Below are 255 nucleotides of genomic sequence, written 5' to 3'. Positions count from 1 at the left end.
GATTTCCTGCTCGGCCGGGCCGTTGTCGGTATCGACCGTGACCTTCAGATAGCCCTCGGGAATGCGCAGGCCGGCGGTGCCGTAGCCATAGACCCCCATCGTCCCCAGGTGCGCCAGGTGCACGTCCAGCCCGCTTTCGACGATGGCGGCCAACAGATGGTTGGTGGCGTTGATGTTGTTGTCGACGGTGTACAGCTTGTGCCGCGCCGACTTCATCGAATAGGGGGCCGCCCGCTGCTCGGCGAAATGCACCAC

1 protein-coding gene is annotated in these 255 nt (G+C 64.3%); it reads right to left on the bottom strand.

All coding sequences use genetic code 11. From position 1 onward, the window contains the following. A partial coding sequence (locus RYX56_RS26715; protein WP_500660664.1) for an NAD-dependent epimerase/dehydratase family protein occupies positions 1–255 on the bottom strand: 255 nt, incomplete at both ends.

Source organism: Alkalihalophilus lindianensis, from assembly GCF_032843265.1.
Lineage (GTDB): Bacteria > Bacillota > Bacilli > Bacillales > Bacillaceae_D > Alkalihalophilus > Alkalihalophilus lindianensis.
The sequence above is the reverse complement of the archived record's forward strand: the minus strand, read 5'-3'. Positions and strand labels throughout refer to the sequence as shown.